Annotated in this window: 15 protein-coding genes; 6 read left to right on the top strand and 9 right to left on the bottom strand. The window is 71.1% G+C overall.

Features of this window, described 5'->3' with window-relative positions:
* The first annotated feature begins 8 nt into the window (after positions 1-8).
* The 3 genes from AC07C1_RS20665 to AC07C1_RS20655 are packed head-to-tail and all read left to right on the top strand — an operon-like array spanning position 9 to position 4689.
* Complete coding sequence (locus tag AC07C1_RS20665; RefSeq protein WP_478940916.1) at positions 9-404, top strand: DUF742 domain-containing protein; 396 nt, start codon at positions 9-11, stop codon at positions 402-404.
* 24 nt (positions 405-428) lie between these two features.
* Entirely contained in the window at positions 429-4103 is a 3675-nt protein-coding gene (locus tag AC07C1_RS20660) for a hydantoinase B/oxoprolinase family protein (protein WP_478940914.1), read from the top strand.
* On the top strand, positions 4084-4689 hold the full coding sequence (locus AC07C1_RS20655) for a GTP-binding protein (RefSeq protein ID WP_478940912.1): 606 nt from the start codon (positions 4084-4086) through the stop codon (positions 4687-4689). The genes AC07C1_RS20660 and AC07C1_RS20655 overlap by 20 nt, the downstream gene beginning before the upstream one ends.
* Before the next feature lie 109 nt (positions 4690-4798).
* On the opposite strand, the gene glpK is transcribed toward AC07C1_RS20655, so the two are convergent.
* The 5 genes from glpK to AC07C1_RS20630 all read right to left on the bottom strand — a co-directional run bounded on the left by glpK (position 4799) and on the right by AC07C1_RS20630 (position 10848).
* On the bottom strand, positions 4799-6316 hold the full coding sequence (gene glpK, locus AC07C1_RS20650; protein WP_478940910.1) for a glycerol kinase GlpK: 1518 nt from the start codon (positions 6314-6316) through the stop codon (positions 4799-4801).
* An 85-nt stretch (positions 6317-6401) separates the two neighbouring features.
* The gene (locus AC07C1_RS20645) at positions 6402-7151 is read right to left on the bottom strand and encodes an MIP/aquaporin family protein (RefSeq protein WP_478940909.1); all 750 of its coding nucleotides are present in this window, start codon (positions 7149-7151) and stop codon (positions 6402-6404) included.
* A gap of 275 nt (positions 7152-7426) precedes the next feature.
* The gene (locus AC07C1_RS20640; protein WP_478940907.1) at positions 7427-9082 is read right to left on the bottom strand and encodes an EAL domain-containing protein; all 1656 of its coding nucleotides are present in this window, start codon (positions 9080-9082) and stop codon (positions 7427-7429) included.
* A gap of 132 nt (positions 9083-9214) precedes the next feature.
* On the bottom strand, positions 9215-10405 hold the full coding sequence (locus AC07C1_RS20635; protein WP_478940905.1) for a lipid-transfer protein: 1191 nt from the start codon (positions 10403-10405) through the stop codon (positions 9215-9217).
* Positions 10402-10848: a Zn-ribbon domain-containing OB-fold protein gene (locus AC07C1_RS20630; RefSeq protein WP_478940904.1), complete on the bottom strand. Its 447-nt coding sequence runs from the start codon at positions 10846-10848 to the stop codon at positions 10402-10404. Before AC07C1_RS20630 ends, AC07C1_RS20635 begins: the two co-directional genes overlap by 4 nt.
* A 223-nt stretch (positions 10849-11071) precedes the next feature.
* On the opposite strand from AC07C1_RS20630, the gene AC07C1_RS20625 reads away from it, so the two are divergent.
* Positions 11072-11608: an NUDIX domain-containing protein gene (locus AC07C1_RS20625; RefSeq protein WP_478940902.1), complete on the top strand. Its 537-nt coding sequence runs from the start codon at positions 11072-11074 to the stop codon at positions 11606-11608.
* 58 nt (positions 11609-11666) lie between these two features.
* Here the strand turns inward: AC07C1_RS20625 and AC07C1_RS20620 are convergent, their stop codons facing one another.
* Complete coding sequence (locus AC07C1_RS20620) at positions 11667-14024, bottom strand: glycoside hydrolase family 31 protein (protein ID WP_478940900.1); 2358 nt, start codon at positions 14022-14024, stop codon at positions 11667-11669.
* Between the two features lie 214 nt (positions 14025-14238).
* Here AC07C1_RS20620 and AC07C1_RS20615 point away from each other — a divergent pair, with 214 nt between their 5' ends.
* Together AC07C1_RS20615 and AC07C1_RS20610 are read left to right on the top strand one after the other, a co-directional pair.
* Positions 14239-16206, top strand: a complete 1968-nt coding sequence (locus tag AC07C1_RS20615; RefSeq protein WP_478940898.1) for an acetoacetate--CoA ligase — start codon at positions 14239-14241, stop codon at positions 16204-16206.
* A 207-nt stretch (positions 16207-16413) separates the two neighbouring features.
* Positions 16414-17304: a hypothetical protein gene (locus AC07C1_RS20610; RefSeq protein ID WP_478940896.1), complete on the top strand. Its 891-nt coding sequence runs from the start codon at positions 16414-16416 to the stop codon at positions 17302-17304.
* Positions 17305-17391: 87 nt separating this feature from the next.
* Here the strand turns inward: AC07C1_RS20610 and ptsP are convergent, their stop codons facing one another.
* From ptsP to AC07C1_RS20595, 3 genes are all read right to left on the bottom strand, one after another.
* Entirely contained in the window at positions 17392-19062 is a 1671-nt protein-coding gene (gene ptsP / locus AC07C1_RS20605; protein WP_478940894.1) for a phosphoenolpyruvate--protein phosphotransferase, read from the bottom strand.
* A 77-nt stretch (positions 19063-19139) separates the two neighbouring features.
* Positions 19140-19589, bottom strand: coding sequence for a PTS sugar transporter subunit IIA (locus tag AC07C1_RS20600; RefSeq protein WP_478940892.1), 450 nt, complete (start codon positions 19587-19589; stop codon positions 19140-19142).
* Positions 19590-19829: 240 nt separating this feature from the next.
* Positions 19830-20011 (bottom strand): hypothetical protein (locus AC07C1_RS20595; RefSeq protein WP_478940890.1); only part of this gene is annotated, 182 nt, incomplete at its 5' end.

Below are 20011 nucleotides of genomic sequence, written 5' to 3'. Positions count from 1 at the left end.
GGGATGACATGAGCGGAGACGGTCAGGGAAGAAACCACTGGTTCGACGACGAGGCCGGACCGGTCGTCCGTCCCTACGCCATGACGCGCGGGCGCACCACGAGTGCGGCCCAGCACCGCCTCGACCTCATCGCGGTGGTCGTCACGGAGCCCGACGCGGGTGACTCGGAAGCGGACCCGACGCTGGCCCCCGAGCACATGGAGATCGTCGGACTCTGCCGGGACACGCCGCAGTCGGTCGCCGAACTCGCCGCGGAACTCGACCTGGCCATCGGCGTGGTCCGCGTGCTCATCGGCGATCTCGTGCACGCGGAACTCGTCCATGTCACGCGTCCGGTACCCCCGGCGGAACTGCCGGACGAGAGTATTCTGCGCGACGTGATCAACGGCCTCCGGGCGCTGTGACCGGCGCGGAAGCGGAGTACTGACGTGACAGGCTGGCAGTTCTGGGTCGACCGAGGCGGCACCTTCACCGACATCGTCGCGCGTCGCCCGGACGGCCGGCTGCTCACGCACAAACTGCTGTCCGACAACCCCGCCCTCCCACACTCCGGGCTGCGCTCGAGTGGGGGGACCACCATCGCCGACGCGGCCGTCGCCGGCGTACGCGAACTCCTCGGCGGCTCCCAGGAGCCTGTCGAGGCGGTCCGCATGGGCACCACGGTCGCCACCAACGCCCTGCTGGAACGCAACGGCGAACGCACCCTCCTCGTCATCACCCGCGGCTTCCGCGACGCCCTGCGCATCGCCTACCAGAACCGCCCCCACATCTTCGCCCGCCGCATCGAACTGCCCGAACTGCTCCACGAACGGGTTGTCGAGGTGGACGAGCGCGTCGCCGCCGACGGCACCGTCCTGCGCGCCCCCGACCTGGACGCCCTCGCGGGTCCGCTCCGGCAGGCGTACGACGACGGAATCCGCGCGGTCGCCGTCGTCTGCCTGCACAGCCACCTGTACCCCGCCCACGAACAGGCGATCGGTGACCTTGCCGCCCGCACCGGTTTCCCGCAGATCTCGCTGTCCAGCGAGGTCAGCCCGCTGATGAAGCTCGTCCCGCGCGGGGACACCGCCGTAGTCGACGCCTACCTCTCGCCCGTGCTGCGCCGCTACGTGCGGCACATCGCCGACGAGCTCGACGGCGTACGGCTGATGTTCATGCAGTCCAACGGCGGGCTCACGGAAGCCGGACAGTTCCGCGGCAAGGACGCAGTCCTCTCCGGCCCGGCCGGCGGCATCGTCGGCATGGCACGCATGTCGCAGCGCGCCGGCTTCGACCGCGTCATCGGCTTCGACATGGGCGGAACCTCCACCGACGTCTCCCACTTCGCCGGCGAGTACGAGCGCGTCTTCACCACGCAGATCGCGGGCGTCCGGCTGCGCGCCCCCATGCTGGACATCCACACCGTCGCCGCCGGCGGCGGCTCCGTCCTGCACTTCGACGGCTCCCGCTACCGGGTCGGCCCCGACTCCGCCGGCGCCGATCCGGGCCCCGCCTGCTACCGCGCCGGCGGCCCGCTCACCGTCACCGACGCCAACGTGATGCTCGGCCGTATCCAGCCCGACCACTTCCCGGCCCTGTTCGGGCCCGGTGGCGACCAGCCCCTGGACCCCGCCCTGGTCAGCGACCGGTTCACCGCTCTCGCGCGCGAGATCCACGAACGGACCGGCGACGACCGCACCCCGGAGCAGGTGGCCGAGGGCTACCTGCAGATCGCCGTCGCCGACATCGCCAACGCCGTGAAGCGGATCTCGGTCCAGAAGGGCCACGATGTCACCCGCTACGCCCTGACCACCTTCGGCGGAGCCGGCGGCCAGCACGCGTGCCGGGTCGCCGACTCGCTCGGCATCCGCACCGTCCTCGTGCCCCCCATGGCCGGCGTCCTCTCCGCGCTCGGCATCGGTCTCGCCGACACCACCGCCATGCGCGAGCAGTCCGTCGAGGCACCCCTGGAGGCGGCGGCCATGCCCGGCATCCGCAAGACCGCCGCCGACCTCGAGGCCGCCGCCCGCACCGAACTCCTCGACGAGGACGTCCCGGCTGACGGCATCCAGATCACCCGCCGCGCCCAGCTGCGCTACGACGGCACCGACACCACCCTCACCGTCGAGCTGGCCGAGCCCGACGCCATGAAGCGCGCCTTCGAAGAACGTCATCGCGCCACCTACTCCTTCACCCTCGATCGCCCGGTCGTCGTCGAAGCCCTCTCCGTCGAAGCCACCGGCATCACCGCACCCCCCGACCTCTCCGCCCTCGCCCCGTACGAGGGCCGGCCCGCCGCGCCCGAGACCGTCCGCCTCCACACCGGCGGCGCCTGGCGCGACGTATCCCTCCACCGCCGCGAGGCCCTCCCTCCCGGCGAGACCGTCACCGGTCCCGCGATCATCACGGAGGCCAGTGCGACGACCGTCGTCGACGACGGCTGGCGGGCCGCGGCGACCGACGACGGGCATCTGGTCATGGAACGCACGGCGATTACGCAGAGTTCCGAAATCGGCACAGAAGTCGACCCGGTCCTGCTCGAGGTCTTCAACAACCTCTTCATGTCGATCGCCGAACAGATGGGCGCCCGGCTGGAGTCCACGGCCCAGTCCGTCAACATCAAGGAACGCCTGGACTTCTCCTGCGCCCTGTTCGATCCGGACGGAAACCTGGTGGCCAACGCGCCCCACATCCCCGTCCACCTGGGCTCCATGGGCACCAGCGTCAAAGAGGTCATCCGCCGCCGCGGCACCGCCATGCGGCCGGGCGACACCTACGCCGTCAACGACCCGTACCACGGCGGCACGCATCTGCCCGACGTCACCGTCATCACCCCCGTCTTCGACACCGACCGGGCGACGGACACGGGGAGTGAGCCGACGATCCTCTTCTACGTCGCCTCACGTGGCCACCACGCCGAGATCGGCGGCATCGCGCCGGGCTCCATGCCGGCCCGCAGCCGCACCATCGAGGAGGAGGGCGTCCTCTTCGACAACTGGCTCCTCGCCGAGAACGGCCGCTTCCGCGAGGAGGAGACCCGTCGCCTGCTCACCGGGGCGCCCCACCCCTCCCGCAACGTGCGGACCAACCTCGCCGACCTGCGCGCGCAGATCGCCGCCAACCAGAAGGGCGTCGACGAAGTACGGCGCATGATCGACGAGTTCGGCCTCGACGTCGTCCAGGCCTATATGCGGCACGTCCAGGACAATGCCGAGGAGGCCGTCCGCCGCGTCATCGACAGGCTGGACGACGGGGAGTACGCCTACCGGACCGACTCGGGCGCCGTCATCCGCGTCCGCGTGCGCGTCGACCGCACCGAGCGCCGGGCGGCCATCGATTTCACCGGCACCTCCGCACAGCTGGCCACCAACTTCAACGCCCCCCTCGCGGTCGTCAACGCGGCCGTCCTGTACGTCTTCCGGACCCTGGTCGCCGACGACATCCCGCTCAACGACGGCTGCCTGCGACCCCTGGACATCGTCGTGCCGCCCGGCTCCATGCTCGCGCCCGAGCCGCCCGCCGCCGTCGTCGCGGGCAACGTGGAGACCTCTCAGGCCATCACCGGCGCCCTGTACGCCGCGCTCGGCGTTCAGGCCGAGGGCTCCGGGACCATGAACAACGTCTCCTTCGGCAACAAACGCCACCAGTACTACGAGACCGTCGCCTCCGGATCCGGAGCGGGCGACGGCTTCCCCGGCGCCGACGTCGTACAGACCCACATGACCAACTCCCGGCTCACCGATCCCGAAGTCCTGGAGTGGCGGTTGCCGGTCAGGCTCGATGAGTTCGCCGTCCGGCGGGGGAGCGGCGGCGCCGGACGGTGGCACGGCGGCGACGGGGCCGTGCGCCGCATCCGGTTCCTCGAACCCATGACCGTCTCCACGCTCTCCCAGCACCGCCGCGTGGCCCCGTACGGCATGGCGGGCGGCGAGCCCGGAGCGCTCGGTGCCAACCGCGTGGAGCGGGCCGACGGCACGGTCAGCGACCTCGGCGGAAGCGGATCCGCGGAGGTCCGCCCCGACGACGTACTCGTCATCGAAACCCCCGGTGGCGGCGGCTACGGCCGGCCGTCCCCGGACAACCATCGAGCAGGAGAAGAGACCGATGATCTTCGGGCGTTCTGAGCGCGGCAAGCCCCCGGTCGAGCCCGTCACGCTCAAGATCCTCGTGGCCGGCGGCTTCGGCGTGGGCAAGACGACCCTCGTCGCCGCGGTCAGCGAGATCAGGCCACTGCGCACCGAGGAACTGCTCACCGAGGCGGGGCGCCCGGTCGACGACACCAGCGGGGTGGAGGGCAAGCACACCACCACCGTGGCCATGGACTTCGGCCGCATCACCCTGCGCGAGGATCTGGTGCTGTACCTCTTCGGCACGCCCGGGCAGGAACGGTTCTGGTTCATGTGGGACGAGCTGTCCGAGGGCGCGCTAGGCGCTGTCGTCCTGGCCGACACGCGCCGCCTGGAGGACTGCTTCGCGGCCGTCGACTACTTCGAGCGGCGGTCCATACCCTTCGTCGTGGGCGTCAACTGCTTCGAAGGAGCCGCCCGTTATCCGGCCGACACCGTCCGCCAGGCCCTGGACCTGGACGACGACGTGCCCGTCCTGCTGTGCGACGCGCGCGACCGGGAGTCGGTCAAGGAGGCGCTCATCGGCGTCGTCCAGCACGCGATGGACTACGCGGCCGACAGCCGCCAGACCGTCAGCACCTGAACCACGGGTTCGGCCCGTACCCCCGCCGAGCGGGGTACGGGCCGAGGCCCGGCGAGGAGCACTCACGCGCGCGTACGGCGCATGCCCGGTGCCCTTGCGTGCGGCAGTCCTACTCGCCCTCCTCCAGCCAGCCGAGGCTCTTCTCCACGGCCCTGCGCCAGTTGCGGTACTCCCGGTCGCGTACCGACGCCTCCATGGCGGGCGCCCACTCCGCGTCCTTCCGCCAGTGCGACTTCAGCTCGTCCAGGTCGTTCCACACACCCGTCGCCAGCCCTGCCGCGTAGGCGGCACCGAGACAGGTGGTCTCGGACACCCGGGGCCGGATCACCGGCACGCCCAGCACGTCCGCCTGGTGCTGCATGAGCAGGTTGTTCTTGGTCATGCCACCGTCGACCTTGAGGGTGGTGATCCGTACCCCGGAGTCCTGGTACATGGCGTCCACGACCTCCCGGGTCTGCCAGCTCGTCGCCTCCAGCACCGCGCGCGCGAGGTGCGCCTTCGTCACATACCGGGTCAGCCCGGTGACGACCCCGCGCGCGTCGGAGCGCCAGTAGGGCGCGAACAGGCCCGAGAACGCGGGCACGATGTAGGCGCCGCCGTTGTCCTCGACGCTCGCCGCGAGTGTCTCGATCTCGTCGGCGCCGCGGATGATACCCAGCTGGTCGCGGAACCACTGGACCAGGGCGCCCGTTATCGCTATGGAGCCCTCCAGGCAGTACACCGGCGCCTCCCCGCCGATCTTGTAGCCCATCGTCGTCAGCAGCCCGCTCTTGGACGGCACCGGCCGGCTGCCGGTGTTCAGCAGCAGGAAACTGCCGGTGCCGTAGGTGTTCTTGGCGGTACCGACGTCATAGCAGGCCTGCCCGAACACGGCGGCCTGCTGGTCGCCGAGCGCGGATGCCACGGGCACTCCGGCGAGCTGCCCGGCCGCGGTGCCGTACACCTCGGCGGAGGACCTGATCTCGGGCAGCACCGCTTCGGGGACGTTCATGGCGGACAGGACGGAGGGGTCCCACTGGAGGGTGTCCAGGTTCATCAGCATGGTGCGGCCGGCGTTGGTGACGTCGGTGACGTGCCGGCCGCCGTCGGTGCCGCCGGTGAGGTTCCAGATCAGCCAGGAGTCGATGGTCCCGAAGGCGATCTCGCCGCGCTCGGCCCGCTGCCGCAGGCCGGGCACGTGGTCCAGCAGCCAGGCCGCCTTGGGTCCGGAGAAGTAGCTGGCCAGCGGCAGCCCGGTCTGCTCGCGGAAGCGGTCCTGGCCGTCCGTGCCGCCCAGTTCGTGGCACAGGGCGGCGGTGCGGGTGTCCTGCCAGACGATGGCGTTGTGCACGGGCTTGCCGGTCGAGCGGTCCCACAGGACCGTGGTCTCCCGCTGGTTGGTGATGCCGAGAGCGCTCAGCTGGTCGGCGCGCAACCCGGCCTTCGCGAGCGCCCCGGCCACCACGGCCTGCACCTTGGACCAGATCTCGGTGGCGTCGTGCTCCACCCAGCCGGGCCTGGGGAAGATCTGGCGGTGCTCACGCTGGTCGACGGCGACGATGGCGCCACTGTGGTCGAAGACGATGCAGCGGCTGGATGTGGTGCCCTGGTCGATGGCGGCGACGTACTTCTCGGCGGTGTCCGTCATGGCTGTCCCATCGGTCGCTGGGTCGGGACGCTGGGCAGAGGGCCGGGTGAAGGCCCGCTCGGGGCCGGGCGGACCGTCTGCGGGGTCAGAAGGCCACGTTGTAGATGAGGCCGGCGAGCGTTCCGCCGATGAGCGGGCCGACGACCGGTATCCAGGCGTAACCCCAGTCGGAAGTGCCCTTGTTGGGGATCGGCAGGAAGGTGTGCACGACGCGCGGGCCGAGGTCGCGGGCCGGGTTGATGGCGTAGCCGGTGGGACCGCCGAGGGAGAGCCCGATACCGACGACGAGCAGCGAGACGATCAGCACCGTGGTGCCGGACTCGCCGAGCCCCTTCGTCAGCCCGAAGGCGAGCACGGGCAGCACCAGCGCGATCGTCGCGATGATCTCGGTGACGAGGTTGGCGACCGGGTTCCGGATCTCGGGGATGGTCGAGAAGATACCGAGGGTCGGCACCGGCTCGTCGGCCGTGCCCTCGGTGGTGCCCTCTTTGCACACGTTGGCCTGGAACTGCGCGAGGTACACCAGGTAGGCGAGGACGGCACCCAGCATCGCGCCGACGATCTGGCCCAGCAGATACACCCACACCTTGCCCCACTTGCCGGTGTCCACCGCGATGCCGATGGTGACCGCGGGATTGAGCTGGCCGCCGGAGAGGGGAGCGGCGGTGTACGCGCCGGCGAGCACGCCGAAGCCCCAGCCGAACGCGATCACGACCCAGCCCGAGGCCCGCGCCTTGGAGTACCTGAGGGTGACGGCGGCGCAGACTCCGGCGCCGAACAGGATCAGGATCGCTGTACCGATGATCTCGCCGACGAAAATGTCTCCGTTGCTCATGGCGGCTCCCTTGGCGCCGGTGGGGGCGATCAGCCCCGGCCCTCCGTGCAGGAACGGTTCCCTTGGCGACTTCAGCCGAAGCGGGCCGTGGAACAGGACAGACCCGTGGCGCAGCGCCTGATAACGCCGAGAATGTACGGCGATGTCGGCTGACACCGGGAAGTGTTCACCGGCGCCCCGGGGGCGTCAAGGTTGCCGACGGCGACGGTGACAGCGGCTCACCCCCTGGGCCCGCACCGCAGGGACACCTCAACCGACGTACAGGGGAAGGCGGTTCACCACCGTGGTTCGGCGGCCGCGTACCCGGCCTGGGCCGGTGCCGCCCCCGAGCCGCCGCGCCGGACCTCGTGGCCGGACAGCCCGGCACGGCCGAGCACCCAGCTCGCGCCGTTCAGCGCCTTGGCCGCCTTCTTCAGCGGAGCGAGGTGGGCGGCGGCCTGGCGGTGATCGCTGACGCCGCCCGGGGCGCACACGACAGTCGCGAGGGAGAGCGTGACCGGCCGGCCGCCCGCCGACCAGGGGGCGTCGAGCACGGCGGCGACCAGCGGATCGAGCGCCTCCTCCGCGGCGAGCACCAGGAAGTCGTCCCCACCGATGTGCCCCACGCGCGCGTACCCCGCCCCGACCGCCTGCTGCAGCGCTCGACCCACCGACCGGATCAGCTCGTCACCCGCCGCGAAACCGGCACCGTCGTTGACCTGCTTGAAGTGGTCGATGTCCAGCCAGCTGAGCGCGAACGCCCGCCCGTCCGCGATCCACCGGTCCACCTCACCCGTGATCGCGTCCGAACCGGGCAGCCGGGTCAGCGGATTGAGCCCGGCCGCCTCCTCGACCCGGCTCTCGGCCAACGCCCGCACGAGGTCCGCGAGCCGTACGACACCCACGCACCGGCCGCGCCCGTCCACCACCGCCACATCGTCGGACGTCCGGTCCCGGCCGCCGACCGCGACGACGTCCAGTACCTCCCAGGCGGTGGCGTCGGCGCCGACCGTCCGGGGTGCGTCCCCGAGCTTGAAAGCCGGCCGGTCGGCGTACAGGGCATGCCCGTAGCGGCCCGACATCGACAGCAGGAACCGCGAGCGGTGCACCGAGCGGACGGGCCTCCCGGTCTGGTCCACCAGCAGCACACCGGAGACGTCCGGCGACCCGGTCAGCAGAGCCCGTACCTGCCCCGCCGAAGCCGTCACCGGCAGGACGGCGGCCGGGCGCACGAACTCCCGTACCGAAGGCCCTGACCGGGGCATGACCAGGGAAGCCGGTGAGCGGGGCGGAACGTACACGTCCGCCGCCGGGATCCGGGCCGGAGGCGCGAACAGCTGGCCCTGGGCCAGTTGCGCGCCTGCCGACACCGCCGCCGCGCACTGCAGTTCGGTCTCCACGCCCTCCACCGCGGCCAGGGCACCCAGTTCCTCGCACAGCGTGCGCATCGCCCGCACCGCGGCCGGCCGGGCCAGCAGCGAGGCGTCGAGCTTCACCAGGTCGGGCGCGAGGTCGGTGAGCAGCCTGAGCGGTACGTCGCCGTCCCCGATGCCGTCCGCGCAGATCCGGAACCCCTGTTCGCGGAGCGCGGCAACCGCGTCCAGCAAGGCCCGCTGCGGCACGTGCGTGTAGGGCGGGACGATGTCGAGCGTCACCTCCCAGGGCATACGTCCCACCGCGCGTACGGCGTTGTGCAGGGGCGTCAGACCGCCGAGATCGGCAAGTGTGGCCGCGAAGACGTTCAGGTGGAGCGGCAGCAGCGTCTCTTTGCGTGTCGCCGCACGGAGGGCCAGGACCGTCAGCGTGCCGTCCAGTTCGGGGTCACGGCGGGCCTCGGCCAGGATGTCACCGGCCTCCGGGCGGGCGAGTATCTCCAGTGCGGCGACCGCGCCCGTCCTCAGGTTGACCACTGGCTGGAAGGCGAAGCGGAGAGTATCCGTCCAGGAGTGCACGGCAGCATGATGGCGCCGCCCGCATGCGCCCAGGCCCAGTTCATGAGACGTTCACGCAGGATTTCGAGGTGATCACAGAGCGTGAAGGTACCCACCATGCCCTCCGCCGCACGACGCGCTCCGGGATTCCGGTCAGCTCATCGCGACCACCGCCGATCCATGCCCGAACAGCCCCTGGTTGGCGGTGATGCCCACACGCGCCCCGGCGACCTGCCGGTCACCGGCCGTGCCCCTCAGCTGCCAGGTCAGCTCGCAGACCTGGGCGATGGCCTGGGCCGGCACCGCCTCACCGAACGAGGCCAGCCCGCCGCTGGTGTTGACGGGTATGCGGCCGCCCGGGGCCGTCGCGCCCTCGCGCAGCAGTTTCGCGCCCTCGCCCTCGCCGCACAGCGCCAGATCCTCGTACCACTGCAACTCCAGCGCGGTGGACAGGTCGTACACCTCGGCCAGGTCCAGGTCCTCGGGGCCGATACCCGCCTCCTCATAGGCAGTCCTGGCGATGGACGCCCGGAAGGGCTCGGCCGGGGGCTCCACCGCGATCGCGGAGTCCGTGGCGATGTCGGGCAGGTCCAGTACCGTGTTCGGGAAACGAGGGGTCACCGTCGACACCGCCCGGATCCGTACCGGCCGGGGCACCCCATGGCGGTGTGCGAACTCCATGCTGGACAGCACCAGGGCCGCGCCGCCGTCGGAGGTGGCGCAGATGTCGAGCAGCCGCAGCGGATCGGCGACCACCGCGGAGGCGGCGACCTCCTCCACGGTGATCCGCTTGCGGTAGCGGGCGTACGGGTTCAGCGCCCCCAGCGCCGCGTTCTTCACCTTCACCAGGGCGAAGTCCTCCGGTGTGTCCCCGTGCACCGTCATCCGTCGCCGGGCGTACAGCCCGAAGTACGCCGGATTCGTCGCGCCCAGCAGGCGGAAGCGCAACCAGTCCGGATCGTCGGGACGGTCTCCGCCCGCCGGCCGGAAGAACCCCTTGGGCGCGGCGTCCGCCCCGACCACGAGCACGACGTCCGCGAGCCCCGCGAGGATCTGCGCCCGCGCCGTGGCGATCGCCTGTGCCCCTGACGCGCAGGCCGCGTACACACTGGCGACCCTGGCTCCCTGCCAGCCCAGGGCCTTGGCGAACGTAGCTCCCGCCACATATCCGGGATACCCGCCGCGCACTGTGTCCGCGCCCACGATCGACTGGACGTCCCGCCATTCCAGACCGGCGTCCGCGAGCGCCGCGCGGGCCGCTGCCGTGCCGTACTCGACGAAGCCGCGGCCCCACTTGCCCCACGGGTGCATTCCCGCGCCGAGCACCGCCACGTCCACCGTCATGCCGTCACCCCCGTCGGCCGCCAGTGCCAGATCGTCCAGGTCGTCTCCGTGTCCTCGTGGAGCACCCCGGGGACGACCTCCACCTCCATGCCCACCGTCAGATCGGCGACGGTGATCCCGGGAGCCGCCTGTCCCAGCACCACGATCCGCTCCGACTCCAGCTCCACCGCGATCAACGCGTACGGCTGCCAGGAAAGTTCCGGGTCGCTCACATAGGGTGACGGGGGGCGGTACCGGCTGTCGGTGTACGACCAGATTCGCCCCGTTCGGGACAGCGGCACCTCCTCCAGGGCGCCACCCACGCAGTACGGGTTGCGGCAATGAGCGTCCTCGCGCGGAAAGAAGACCGAGGCGCAGGACGAGCAGCGGGTGCCCAGCAGCCGGAAGCCGTCCCCCTCGCCGGTGAACCAGCCGACGACCCCCGGTGTGCGTGTATGCGGCAAAGTTCCTCCCTGTGCGTAACCTGACGCAGCGTCAGAACTTTGCCATGAGTCACCGCCGAAGGACAGGCCGTCGCTGTGAACCGTGCGTCCTCTTCCGGCGTCCTGGTACAGGAGAGGCGGCCGGGATCGACGGGGGTGATTCCGGCCGTCCCTTCTGATCCCCGTCGTTCCTTGCGCGTCACTGCCGGAAGACGTCCTTCTCCTGATCGGATACAGTCCGCGCGTGTCCGAAATTCAGCACCGAACTGCCAACTCCGCGCCGGACTCGTACTGTTCGAGCTGCGGAGCGCCCTATGGAGAAGGCGTTTCCGGCTGGCCGCGCACCTGCCCGAACTGCGGGACGATCGCCTACCGCAATCCGCTGCCGGTCGCGATCGCGCTCCAGCCCGTGTACGACACCAAGGGCACGGCCCTGGTCGTCATCACCCGAACCATCGCCCCCGCGCGCGGAGGCACGGCCCTGCCCGGTGGTTACATCGACGACCGGGAGGACTGGAAGCAGGCCGTCGTACGGGAACTCAAGGAGGAGACCGGTATCGACGCGGCCGCCCGCGACGTGCGGCTCGTGGACGCCATGAGCTCGCCCGACGGGCATCTGCTGCTGTTCGGACTCCTCCCGGAACGCCCGGCCGACGGACTCCCGCCGTCCGACCCCACGGCCGAGACCGAGGGCTGGCACTTGCTGCGCAGGCCCGAGGAACTCGCCTTCCCGCTGCACACCGTGGCCGTACGGGCCTGGTTCGAGGGCCGGTACATCTGAGCCGTGGCTCAGGGGAACTTCCCGTACGTGGCGCGGCGTAGACCCCACGAGGCGCGGCTCAGCCCAGCCCCCGTACGCGCACCGGGCAGGGCGGCTCACCCGTGCCGTCCTCCCGCTCCCGGGTCACCACCACCCGTGGGCCCTGGCGGCGGGCGACGTAGCGTTCCATCTCCGGATCGTCCCACCCGTCGCCCGCGTCCAACACCACCAGACCGCCTCCCGTCCGGCCAAGCGCGGGTGCCCACACCTCCAGCTCCAGCCCGCCGTCGGCGCCCCGTACGGGCACGACAGCTCCCGCGCGCGCGAACACGGGTATCCGTGACAGCGGCGCGTCGACCAGAACCTGAGCCGGTCCCTCGTACGCCTCCTCCGTCACCGTGTCGTACCAGCGGCCCCGCGGCAGCTGCACCGCACGCCGGTCGGCGCCGGGGTCCAGGACCGGAGCCACCAGCAGGCTGTCACCGAGCAGAAACGTGTCCTCGCAGTCGCGCAGCGCCCGGTCCTCCGGCGCTCCCCACCACAGCGGTCGCACATAGGGCGCACCCGTCCGCCGGGCCAGCTGTGCCAGCGTCACGAAGTACGGCAGCAGCCGCCGACGCTCGAGCAGCGCCACGCGCGCGTGCTCCAGAACCTCGGCACCGAACTCCCAGGGCTCCGCGCGCCCCGCCCGCGAACTCGCTTGCGTACGGAAAAGCGGCAGGTAGGCGCCGAGCTGGAACCACCTCAGGTACAGCTCCGGCGACGGGCTGCCGTCGGAACCGCCCACGTCCGGACCCGAGTACGGCACCCCGCACAGCCCGAGCCCCAGCACCAGCGACAGGGACGCCCGCAACCCGGGCCAACCCGCCGCCAGGTCCCCCGACCACGTGCCCCCGTACCGCTGTGTTCCCGCCCAGCCGGAGCGCGAGAACAGGAAGGGCCGCTCCTGCGGCGACAGTTCGCGCAGCCCTTCGTAACCCGCCTGCGCCATGCACAGGGCATACACGTTGTGCGCTTCACGGTGGTCGCCGCCGCGTCCCTCCAGCGCATGCCGGGCCGAACGCGGCAACGTCCGCTCACCGAAGGCGTTGAACGAGGTCGGCTCGTTCATGTCATGCCAGAACCCCGCGAAGCCCTGATCCAGCCGCTCCTCGTAGAGCCCGCCCCACCACTTGCGCACGCGCGCGTGCGTGAAATCCGGGAAGACCGACTCGCCGGCCCACGTCACTCCCCGCACCGTGCGCCCCGACGCGTCCCGCACGAAGGCGTCCATGGCCGAACCGCTGTCGTACACGGCGTTGCCCGCCGCGGCCCGCACACCCGGATCGACGACCGACACCAGCCGGATCCCGTCCCGGCGCAGTTCGTCGGCGAGCACCGCCAGCTTGGCGAAACGCTCGCGGTCGACGGTGAACACCTGGTGGTCGTCGTAGTGGTCGATGTCCAAGTGGACGGCGTCCAGCGGCAGACCGTGCTCCTGGTAGCCCGCGACGACCCGGCGCACCTCCTGCTCGCCGCCGAACCCCCGCGCGTGATGGTGGCCGAGCGCCCACGCTGGCGGCGCCGCGGGCGCCCCTGTCAGCGAGGCCCACGTATGCAGCACGCGCGCGGGAGGGCCCACCATCACCCAGCACCGCAGCGGACCACCATCCATCCGCACCTCGCAGCACCCTGCCCGGTCGTGCCCGGACCCGGCGCCCTCCTCGCCCTCCCGCAGCACCACCGTGCCGTCCCACGTGGTGTCGTGGAACACCAGATGGGTGCCGGCATCGGCCACCACCAGCTGCACCGGCATGGTCAGGTACAGCGGATCGTCACCGGGCCCGGACGCGCGGCCCGGATCGGTGTTCCACAACCGATACGTGCCGCCCCGCAGCCGGGGCCCCGACGCCCGCCCTCCCAGGCCGAAGAACCGGGCGTCCGCCGTCACCTCCGACCGTTGCATCCACCGTGCCGCGCCCCCGCCGACCGGCTCCCACCACCGCGGCGGCAGTTCCCGCCGCAACGTCACCCCGCCGGGCGTGCAGACCTGCACCGCGCCGTGCCGTGACACGACGACCGTCACCCGCTCGGCGACCACCCGCCAGCCACCGTCCTTGTCCGGCTCCAGCACGGCTCGCGGATCAGGCTCCGGACTGCTTCCCGCGAGCGCGTACGACGGCAGCGGACCGGCCCCGTCCCACCCCCAGAAGACCGCTCCGTTCACCGCGACGGTGATCCGCAGCTCGGACCGGCTGAAACGGATCAACCCGCCCCCCGGCCCCGGCTCCACACCCTGCACCTGCCCCGGGACCCGCGCCCGCTCGGCTCCCCGCTGTGGCAGCGCGGCGGCGTCGATACGCCTCCTGCGCCACGCGGCCCGTACGGTACGCAACCCCCGAGCCGCCCGCCCCGAACCGACCACACTCACCGAACGCACCAGGTCACGACCGTCCATGCTGCTCACCCTGCCATTGAGCGCCCCACGCCCGCGTGTCGTTCAACTGCCGTTCATCCGTGAAGGGACCACATCTTCACGACACGGACTATGTGGGGCGCACCCTGGTGTAGAAGTCGATCACATGGCATCGTCCCTGTCAGCCGCGTCACGCGCACACCCCAGCCCGTGCGCGGACCGACGCACACGACGCGCACAGTCCGGGAGCCGCCCCATGTTGACCGCGAACCCCCAGCCGCTCTGGCAGCCCGATCCCGAGCGGATCGCCCAGGCGCGTATCACCCAGTTCCAGGCATGGGCCGCCGAACACCACGGCGCGCCGGCCGAGGGCGGCTACCCGGCTCTTCACCGGTGGTCCGTCGAGCAGCTGGACACCTTCTGGACAGCCGTCACGCAGTGGTTCGACGTACGATTCTCCGCCCCCTACGCGCGCGTGCTGGGCGAGCGCTCGATGCCAGGCGCCCAGTGGTTCCCCGGGGCCACCCTGAACTACGCCGAACACGCCCTGCGCGCCGCGGACGACCGCGCGGACGAACCCGCCCTCCTGTATGTGGACGAGACGCACCAACCATGCCCGGTGACCTGGTCCGAGCTGCGCCGCCAGGTCGGCTCCCTGACCGCCGAGCTCAGGGCCCTCGGCGTACGCCCCGGCGATCGCGTCAGCGGCTACCTCCCCAACATCCCGCAGGCCGTCGTGGCCCTCCTCGCCACGGCCGCCGTGGGCGCCGTCTGGACCTCCTGCGCCCCCGACTTCGGCGCCCGCAGCGTCCTCGACCGATTCCAGCAGGTCGAGCCCGTCGTCCTCTTCACCGTCGACGGCTACCGATACGGCGGCAAGGAGCACGACCGCCGCGAGATCGTCACCGAGCTGCGCCGCGAGCTGCCCACCCTGCGCGCCGTCGTCCACATCCCGCTCCTCGGCACCGAGGCCCCGGAGGGCGCCCTGGAGTGGTCGGCGCTCACGGCAGGGGACAGCGAACCCGTCTTCGAACCGGTCCCGTTCGACCACCCTCTGTGGGTGCTGTACTCCTCCGGCACCACCGGTCTGCCCAAGGCCATCGTCCAGTCCCAGGGCGGCATCCTCGTCGAACACCTCAAGCAACTCGGACTGCACTGCGACCTCGGCCCCGAGGACCGTTTCTTCTGGTACACCTCCACCGGCTGGATGATGTGGAACTTCCTCGTCTCCGGCCTGCTCACCGGAACGACGATCGTCCTGTACGACGGCAGCCCCGGCTACCCGGACACCGGCGCCCAGTGGCGGGTCGCCGAACGCACCGGAGCCACGCTCTACGGCACCTCGGCCGCCTACGTCATGGCCTGCCGCAAGGCCGGCGTCCACCCCGCACGCGACCACGACCTGTCCAAGGTGCGGTGCGTCGCCACCACCGGCTCGCCCCTGCCGCCCGACGGCTTCGCCTGGCTGCACGACGAGGTCCGCGACGACCTGTGGATCGCCTCCGTCAGCGGCGGCACCGACGTCTGCTCCTGTTTCGCCGGAGCCGTACCGACCCTCCCCGTGTACACCGGCGAACTCCAGGCGCCCGGCCTCGGCACCGATCTGCAGTCGTGGGACCCGAGCGGCGAGCCCCTCATCGACGAGGTCGGGGAACTGGTGGTCACCAACCCCATGCCGTCCATGCCGATCCACTTCTGGAACGACCCCGACGGCAGCCGCTACCACGACAGCTACTTCGACACCTACCCCGGCGTCTGGCGCCACGGCGACTGGATCACCGTCACCTCACGCGGCTCAGTGATCATCCACGGCCGCTCCGACTCCACCCTCAACCGGCAGGGTGTACGCATGGGCTCGGCCGACATCTACGAAGTCGTCGAGCGACTCCCCGAGATCAAGGAATCCCTCGTCATCGGCATCGAACAGCCCGACGGCGGTTACTGGATGCCGCTGTTCGTGCACCTCGCACCGGGCGCCACCCTGGACGAGACACTGCTCAACCGGATCAAACAGGCCATCCGCGAACAACTCTCACCCCGGCACGTGCCCGACGAGATCATCGAGGTGCCCGGCATCCCGCACACCCTCACCGGCAAGCGCATCGAGGTCCCCGTCAAGCGCCTCCTGCAGGGCACACCGCTGGAAACGGCCGTCAACCCCGGATCCATCGACAACCTCGCCCTGCTCGGGTTCTACGAGGAACTCGCCCGCAAGCGCGCCTGAGCCGACCAAGGCGCCACCGCACGCACCCCGGAACTCGCCGAGCCCAGCCGTGAGACCGGGACCGCCACCCACTTCCGCCGCTTGCCCCCAGTGCTGACCTGCGCGGTCGACCGCACCGCCCGACTCACGACCTCCTGCGGCACCCCCGTTGTCAGTGCCGCCGGTTACGGTGAGTGAGCATTGATCGACTGCGCATCAGGGGGAAACATGGCGCACACCGACCAGACCATGCGACGCGTCCTGCGCCGCGAGATCGCCGGCACCATCGGCCTGCTCACCGACGAGCACGACTTCCGCGCCATGCGGCGCTACCGCAGCTTCACCTTCGACGACCACGACACCTACCTGCGGCAGGTAGAGGCCGTCCTCCGGACCCGCGCCGCCCAGGGCACCCACACGACGCTCGCCCTGTTCGACCCGGAGGACTACGCCGCCTACTGCGCGAAAACAGGCCTGGATCCGGAAGCCCCGACCAGCCGCACCCGCTTCACCGCGGAACTCGCGACCACCGGTCCCACCATTCCCTACGACGGCCGGCCCCTCGCCACCCTGCTGCCCGCCCTCGTCGACGAAGCCGTACGCCAGGCCACCTGGGAGTACGCCACCACCCTCCTGACCCGACTCGGCCCCTGCGCCACCTGCGGCGAGGACATCGGCAGGGCGGCCTTCACCCGCGCTTCCGAGCTCCTGGCCCGCATCCTCGACACAGCGCCGCCCGGCGACCGGCACCTGGTGTGCAGCGTCTCAGGACCACCGGACACGCTCCTATCCGTCCTGCACGGCGACCAGGACGCCCAGGGGGACACCCGACTCGACGAGGCGGAGGCCCTCGAATTCACCAGCGTCCTCGCGCTCGGCCTCGCCACCCGCAGCCCCGGCGGACTCGTCATGCGCACCAGCGCCACCGGCGCGGCCGACCAGGTCTACGGCTGGCGGCTGCGCGCCGGCGGACTCGAACCACTCACCGCCTCGGAAGTCTTCGACGCCTACTGCACCGACGTCGAATCCGGCGACCTCATCTCCCCGGAGTCGGGCGTCGACTACGGCACGCCGCCCGAGCTCGGAGACGAGAACACGGCACCGGGACACCGCCACTGAACGCACGCCGAAGGCGAGCCGAGCGCGCCAGGGGCGCCCCACCCGAAGGCGGGGCGCCCCTGAACTCCCGGCACACCACCGGTACGGCTACTCGCCGGACAGCACCGCCTGGGCCGCGCCGCGCGCCTCCTCGGCGCCGTCCGCCGCGCGCGCGGCCGCCGCGGCCCGCTCGCACTGCGCCAGCGTGTACTTCGCCAGCGTCGCCCGGACGTACGGAATGGACGCCGCGCCCATGGAGAGGGAGGTGACACCCAGACCGGTCAGCACACAGGCCAGCAGCGGGTCCGACGCGGCCTCACCGCAGACGCCGCAGCTCTTGCCCTCGGCCTTGGCCGCCTCCGCGGACAGGGCGACCAGGTCGAGCAGCGCCGGCTGCCACGGGTCCTGCAACCGCGAGACGGCACCCACCTGCCGGTCCGCCGCGAACGTGTACTGCGCGAGGTCATTGGTCCCCAGCGACAGGAACTCGACCTCCTGCAGGATCGAACGCGCCCGCAGCGCGGCGGAGGGGATCTCCACCATGGCCCCGAACTTGGCGTGCAGCCCCGCCTCGCGACAGGCGTCCGCGAACGCCTTCGCGTCCGCACGGTCGGCCACCATGGGCGCCATGACCTCGAGGTAGACGGGCAGCCCCTCGGCGGCCTTCGCCAGCGCGGTGAGCTGCGTGCGCAGGATGTCGGGGTGATCGAGCAGCGTGCGCAGGCCACGGACGCCGAGCGCGGGATTCGGCTCGTCCGCCGGCGTCAGGAACTCCAGCGGCTTGTCCGCACCCGCGTCCAGCACGCGTACGACCACGCGACCCTCGGGGAACGCCGCCAGCACCTGCCGGTAGGCCTCCACCTGCTTCTCCTCGGAAGGAGCGTTCCTGCTGTCGTCCAGGAAGAGGAACTCGGTACGGAAGAGACCGACACCCTCGGCCCCGGCCTCCACGGCCGCCGGCACGTCAGCCGGGCCGCCGACGTTGGCCAGCAGCGGCACCTTGTGCCCGTCCGCGGTCGCACCCGGCCCGGTCGAGGCGGCCAGCGCGGCCTTGCGCTCGGCAGCCGCGGCCCGAAGCACCGTCTTCTTCTCCTCGCTCGGGTTCACGAAGACATCACCGGTGCTGCCGTCCACGGCGACGACAGTGCCCTCGGCCAGCTCACCGGCACCCGGCAGCGCCACGACGGCCGGCACGCCCAGCGCGCGCGCCAGGATCGCGCTGTGACTGGTCGGACCGCCCTCCTCGGTCACGAAACCCAGCACCAAAGACGGGTCGAGCAGCGCCGTGTCGGCAGGAGCCAGGTCCCGCGCCACGAGCACATAAGGCTGGTCGCTGTCCGGGACACCCGGCATCGGAACGCCCAGCAGCCGGGCGACGATGCGATTGCGCACGTCATCCAGGTCGGCCACCCGACCGGCGAGATACTCACCGGCGCCGGCCAGCAGCTCCCGGTAGGCCGCGAACGCGTCGTACACCGCACGCTCGGCCGTGCTGCCGACGGCGATCCGCCGGTCCACGTCAGCCATCAGCTCGGGGTCCTGGGCCATCATGGCCTGCGCCTCGAGCACCGCCTGGGCCTCGCCCCCCGCCAGATTGCCGCGCGCCATCAGGTCGGCGGCCACGGCGTCCACGGCCTGGCGGGCACGCCCCTGCTCGCGCTCCGCGTCCTCGGCGGGGATCTGCTTTGCCGGCGGCTCCAGCACCGCCGTACCCATGTGCCGAACCTCGCCGATGGCCACTCCATGGCTCACGCCGACGCCTCGCAGCGTTGTCTCCATCTCACCGTCTCCGATAGTGCGGCGGGTCCCGCCGCCGCGGTGGTTGTCCTGTCCGCCGTCCCGAGACGGCACTGCCGTCAGCTCCAGGCGAAAAGACTGTCGCCGGCCTTCACGTCACCGCTGTCACGGAGGTCGGAGAGGGACTCGGCCGTGGCTTCGAGCGCGATGACGGGGCACACCGGGGACTTGCCGGCGGCCTGCACCGCGGCGGGGTTCCAACGCACGATGGTCTGTCCGCGCGTCACGGTGTCGCCCTTGTTGACGAGGAGCTCGAAGCCCTCACCATTGAGCTGGACGGTGTCGATACCGAGATGCGTGAGCACGCCGTGTCCGCTGCCGTCCACCACGACGAAGGCGTGCGGGTGCAGGGAAACGATGACGCCGTCCACGGGCGCCACGGCCTCGGAGGGCTCACGCACGGGGTCGATCGCGGTGCCCGGGCCGACCATGGCCCCGGAGAAGACCGGATCCGGCACTGCGGCCAGTCCGATGACACGTCCAGGGAGAGGGGACGTCACGGTGGTCATGGGAAGCCTCCCAAGGAGTGGAGCTGCTTACGGGCCGTCACTGTCTGTACCGGACGACACTGAGCAGCAGGGTATGTCATGTGAAGTAGCGGTTCCGGATAGAAGCTACCAGCTAGTGGTCTAGACCACCAAGCCAGCGGATTTGCACCGGCTTCAGGGCTCCGTGTACAGTCGTACTCCTGCTTGGGGCGGAGGGGCGCGACAGCGTCCTCGCTCGGCAGAACCCAAACTCGTCAGATCCTATCTCTGGATCTCCTTCTGCGTGCTCGCAGGGGGGTGGTCAGAGAGACGGAAAAACCCTGGTAGAGTGTGAAACACCGAAGGGAAGCCCGGAGGAAAGCCCGAGAGGGTGAGTACAAAGGAAGCGACCGTTCCTTGAGAACTCAACAGCGTGCCAAAAATCAACGCCAGATATGTTGATA

The sequence above is a fragment of the Streptomyces sp. NPDC045022 genome, assembly GCF_056432605.1.
This window is presented reverse-complemented; position numbering and strand designations above follow the sequence as displayed.

Excerpts from the sequence above, each read along its gene's own strand:
- glpK (WP_478940910.1), bottom strand. The coding sequence starts at position 6,316 with ATGACGGACACCGCCGAGAAGTACGTCGCCGCCATCGACCAGGGCACC.
- AC07C1_RS20600 (WP_478940892.1), bottom strand. The coding sequence starts at position 19,589 with ATGACCACCGTGACGTCCCCTCTCCCTGGACGTGTCATCGGACTGGCC.
- AC07C1_RS20665 (WP_478940916.1), top strand. The coding sequence starts at position 9 with ATGAGCGGAGACGGTCAGGGAAGAAACCACTGGTTCGACGACGAGGCC.
- AC07C1_RS20645 (WP_478940909.1), bottom strand. The coding sequence starts at position 7,151 with ATGAGCAACGGAGACATTTTCGTCGGCGAGATCATCGGTACAGCGATC.
- AC07C1_RS20615 (WP_478940898.1), top strand. The coding sequence starts at position 14,239 with ATGTTGACCGCGAACCCCCAGCCGCTCTGGCAGCCCGATCCCGAGCGG.
- ptsP (WP_478940894.1), bottom strand. The coding sequence starts at position 19,062 with ATGGAGACAACGCTGCGAGGCGTCGGCGTGAGCCATGGAGTGGCCATC.
- AC07C1_RS20655 (WP_478940912.1), top strand. The coding sequence starts at position 4,084 with ATGATCTTCGGGCGTTCTGAGCGCGGCAAGCCCCCGGTCGAGCCCGTC.
- AC07C1_RS20620 (WP_478940900.1), bottom strand. The coding sequence starts at position 14,024 with ATGGACGGTCGTGACCTGGTGCGTTCGGTGAGTGTGGTCGGTTCGGGG.
- AC07C1_RS20610 (WP_478940896.1), top strand. The coding sequence starts at position 16,414 with ATGGCGCACACCGACCAGACCATGCGACGCGTCCTGCGCCGCGAGATC.
- AC07C1_RS20635 (WP_478940905.1), bottom strand. The coding sequence starts at position 10,405 with ATGACGGTGGACGTGGCGGTGCTCGGCGCGGGAATGCACCCGTGGGGC.